Here is a 3,429-nt window from a genome sequence, read left to right on the forward strand (position 1 = left end):
AAATAGAGGTGCTGGTGCCCGACTTCCGTGGACGTGACGACCGCGCACTGGAGATTCTCAAAGCCGCCCCGCCCGATGTGATGAACCACAACCTGGAAACCGTGCCGCGCCTGTACAAACAGGCCCGCCCCGGCTCGGACTACGCCTTCAGCCTGAACCTGCTCAAGAAATTCAAGGCCCTGTTCCCGCACGTGCCCACCAAGAGCGGCCTGATGGTCGGCCTGGGCGAGACCGATGAGGAAATCCTGGAAGTCATGCGCGACATGCGCGCGCACAACATCGAGATGCTGACCATCGGCCAGTACCTCGCGCCCAGCGGCCACCACCTGCCGGTGCGCCGTTACGTGCACCCCGACACCTTCAAGATGTTCGAGGCCGAGGCCTACAAGATGGGTTTTACCCACGCCGCCGTGGGCGCCATGGTGCGCAGCAGCTACCACGCCGACCAGCAAGCGCACGGCGTGCTGAACAAGGACTGAGACTTGGGCGCACCCGAGTCGCTGTCGGTGCGCCACTACGGCGCCTCGCCGGGCAGCCACACGCACGAACACTTCCAGGTGCTGCTGGGGCTGGATGGCGTACTGGAACTGGAGGTCGAAGGGCGGGGCCAGCGGGTGGACGCTGGTACCGGTCTGGTCATTGCGCCCGGCGACCGGCACGACTTCGAGTCCGCCCTCGGTGCCCGGTGTCTGGTGCTGGATTCTGGCGACCCCGGCTGGGCGCGGCTGATCGCACGGACGCCACCGCCCGACGCCCTGCCCCTGGCCCAGTACCTGGCATCGGCCTGCGCAGCAGGGCGGGCACGGGCCCGGCAACAGGGTCCAGCCCTGTTGCTCGAAGCCTGGGCCCCGCACGCCCCGCCGCCGCCGCCGCTGCGGCTGCGCCGCGCCATCGACTGGGCCACCCTGCAGGCCTGGGCCCAGAACGCGGCGGCAACCCCCCTGTCGGTGGCCGACCTCGCGGCGCGCGTCCACCTCAGTGCGGCACAGTTCAACGAACGCTGCCGGCAGGAACTGGGCACCAGCCCCATGGCCTGGCTGCGCGACCTGCGGCTGGAACGCGCGAGACAGCTGCGCGCGCAGGGGCTGCCGGTGGCCGACGTCGCGCGCCGCTGCGGCTACCGCTCGCCCTCGGCGCTCACCGCCGCGCTCCGGCGCAGCGAACGGCCCCACCCGTGAACCACGACGACTGACCCGCGTGGCGCGACGACCACCCAGGTTACGCTGCGTCCTGCCGAAGCTCAGCTCTGCTCGACGGGGGCCATCTTGTCCCAGGCGGCCATGGCCTCGGCGGCGTACATCAGCGCCGGACCGCCCCCCATGTACACACACACCGAGAGCATTTCTTCCAGTTCGGCACGGGTACAACCCAGTTGCACGAGAGCCTTGACGTGAAAACCGATGCAACCCGAGCAGCGCTGCGTGACGGCAATGGCCAGCGCCACCAGTTCCTTGTGCTTGGCGCTGAGCGCGCCATCGGTGATGGCGGCCTTGGCCAGCTGGCCGAAGCCGGTCATGGCGTTGCTCTGGGTCTTGCGGAACGGCGCCAGGCTGGCGTTGATGTCGCGCATCAGGTCGCTGTGGTTGAAGGTGCTCACCTTGAAATCCTTGATCAGACATTAATACCCCATACCGTATCAACCATGCCCATTTGCCACTTTGTTTTTGATCAAACGCCGTGCAGCCTTGCCAGGGGGTGGGCATGAGCGCCAACCTGCTCGCCCTGGGCGCCATCGCGCTCTGGGCTTCGCTGGCCGCCCTGGGCGTGGCGCTGTCGCATGTGCCGCCGTTTCTGCTGACGGGCCTGTGCCTGCTGATCGGCAGCCTGATCGCACTGCCGCTCTCGCGTTTTGACTGGCGCCAGTGGCGCGTGCCCGCACCCACGCTGGCGCTGGGCGTCTACGGCCTGTTCGGCTACCACTTCCTGCTGTTCATGGCCCTGCGCCACGCGCCACCGGTGCAGGCCAACCTGGTCAACTACCTGTGGCCACTGGGCATCGTGGTGATGGCCCCCCTCTTCCTGCCCGGCATGACGCTCAGCCGCCGCCACGTGCTGGCGGCCCTGATCGGCTTTGCCGGCGCGGCGCTGGCCATCCTCAGTCGGGGCGGTGACGGCGAGACGGCCGTCTGGTCCTGGGGCTACCTGCTGGCCCTGGCCGCGGCGTTCATGTGGTCCAGCTACTCGCTGCTCACCCGGCGCGTGGCGGCCTTTCCCACCGCTGCCATCGGCAGCTTTGCGCTGGTTTCGGGCGCGCTGTCGCTGCTCTGCCATGCGCTGCTGGAGCCGGCCGCGGTGCTCTCGGTGCAAGACTGGTTGCTGATCGGCCTGCTCGGCCTGGGGCCGCTGGGCGGCGCCTTCTTCCTGTGGGACGCGGCGCTCAAGCGCGGCGATGCGCGGCAGATCGGGGTGCTGAGCTTCATCACCCCGTTGCTGTCCACCGTCACGCTGCTGGCCGTGCAGGGCGAGCGGCCCAGCGTCTCGGTGGGGGTGGCGGCGGTGCTGATCATCGGCGCCGCGGTGGTGGCCACGCGGCGGTCGCAGTAGCCCCCACGCTCCGCCGCTGTTCGGGTCGCGCTGCCCGCCGACGGGGCTGACCCGGCTGGGGGCGGCCCGCTGTCGCCCCCTCCAACAAACCCACTCAGTCGGCTTCGTACAACTCCAGCGGCAGGCCGTCCGGATCGGCGAAGAAGGTGAAACGGCGGCCGGTGTGTTCATCCACCCGGATGTCTTCGACCACCACGCCCTGCGCTTCCAGTTCGCGCTTGCACTGCGCCACATCACGCACCGCAAAGGCCAGGTGCCGCAGGCCCTGGGCCTCGGGTCGAGACGGCCGCGGGGGCGGTGTCGGGAAGGAAAACAGTTCGATCTGCGAGCCGTCGGGCAAGGCCAGGTCCAGCTTCCAGCTCTGGCGTGCCTCACGCAGGTGCTCGGCCACCACGCGCAGGCCCAGCACCTCGGTGTAGAAGCGTCTGGAGCGTTCGTAGTCCGAACAGATGATCGCGGCGTGGTGGATGCGCAGCAGCATCGGTGCCTTGCTCAGTCGGCCATCAGCGCGGCCGGGTCTTCGGCCGCCAGCACCGTCTGCGCCCAGGTCGCCAGCTTGGTGGTGTCGCAGCGCAGGATCTGCTGCTTCACGGCCAGGATCTGCGAGGGGTGCATGGAGAAGCTGCGCAGCCCCAGCCCCAGCAACAGGCGCGTCATGCCCACGTCGCCCGCCATTTCGCCGCACACGCTCACACCTTTGCCCTGCGCCCGCGCCTGCGCGATGGTGCTGGCCAGCAGGTGCAGCACCGCGGGGTGCACCGGGTCGTAGAGGTGCGAGACGGCTTCGTCGGCCCGGTCGATGGCCAGGGTGTACTGGATCAGATCGTTGGTGCCGATCGACAGAAAGTCGAAATGGCGCAGGAACAGCGGGATGGTCAGCGCCGC

Annotated in this window: 6 protein-coding genes; 3 read left to right on the forward strand and 3 right to left on the reverse strand. The window is 68.9% G+C overall.

Translation table 11 applies throughout. The features are described 5' to 3' along the window. On the forward strand, positions 1-479 hold a 479-nt coding region (locus ACR2JA_RS14720; protein ID WP_434009828.1), incomplete at its 5' end, for a lipoyl synthase. 3 nt (positions 480-482) lie between these two features. After that, a complete protein-coding gene (locus ACR2JA_RS14725; RefSeq protein WP_434009829.1) occupies positions 483-1,178 on the forward strand; it encodes an AraC family transcriptional regulator in 696 nt (231 codons plus the stop codon). Between the two features lie 62 nt (positions 1,179-1,240). Here ACR2JA_RS14725 and ACR2JA_RS14730 read toward each other — a convergent pair whose 3' ends face one another. Beyond that, positions 1,241-1,597, reverse strand: coding sequence for a carboxymuconolactone decarboxylase family protein (locus tag ACR2JA_RS14730; protein WP_434009830.1), 357 nt, complete (start codon positions 1,595-1,597; stop codon positions 1,241-1,243). 104 nt (positions 1,598-1,701) lie between these two features. Here ACR2JA_RS14730 and ACR2JA_RS14735 point away from each other — a divergent pair, with 104 nt between their 5' ends. Continuing rightward, positions 1,702-2,544 (forward strand): DMT family transporter, encoded by an 843-nt coding sequence (locus ACR2JA_RS14735; protein ID WP_434009831.1) that lies wholly within the window; start codon positions 1,702-1,704, stop codon positions 2,542-2,544. A gap of 94 nt (positions 2,545-2,638) precedes the next feature. Here ACR2JA_RS14735 and gloA2 read toward each other — a convergent pair whose 3' ends face one another. Next, entirely contained in the window at positions 2,639-3,025 is a 387-nt protein-coding gene (gene gloA2, locus ACR2JA_RS14740) for an SMU1112c/YaeR family gloxylase I-like metalloprotein (RefSeq protein WP_434009832.1), read from the reverse strand. A gap of 11 nt (positions 3,026-3,036) precedes the next feature. Next, the coding region (locus ACR2JA_RS14745; protein WP_434009833.1) for a putative PEP-binding protein at positions 3,037-3,429 on the reverse strand (393 nt) is incomplete at its 5' end.

The sequence above is a fragment of the Hydrogenophaga sp. genome (assembly GCF_051007235.1).
Taxonomy (GTDB): domain Bacteria; phylum Pseudomonadota; class Gammaproteobacteria; order Burkholderiales; family Burkholderiaceae_C; genus Hydrogenophaga.

What these genes read in the sequence shown, in the direction of transcription:
- ACR2JA_RS14735 (WP_434009831.1), top strand. Translation starts at nt 1,702, where the DNA reads ATGAGCGCCAACCTGCTCGCCCTGGGCGCCATCGCGCTCTGGGCTTCG.
- gloA2 (WP_434009832.1), bottom strand. Translation starts at nt 3,025, where the DNA reads ATGCTGCTGCGCATCCACCACGCCGCGATCATCTGTTCGGACTACGAA.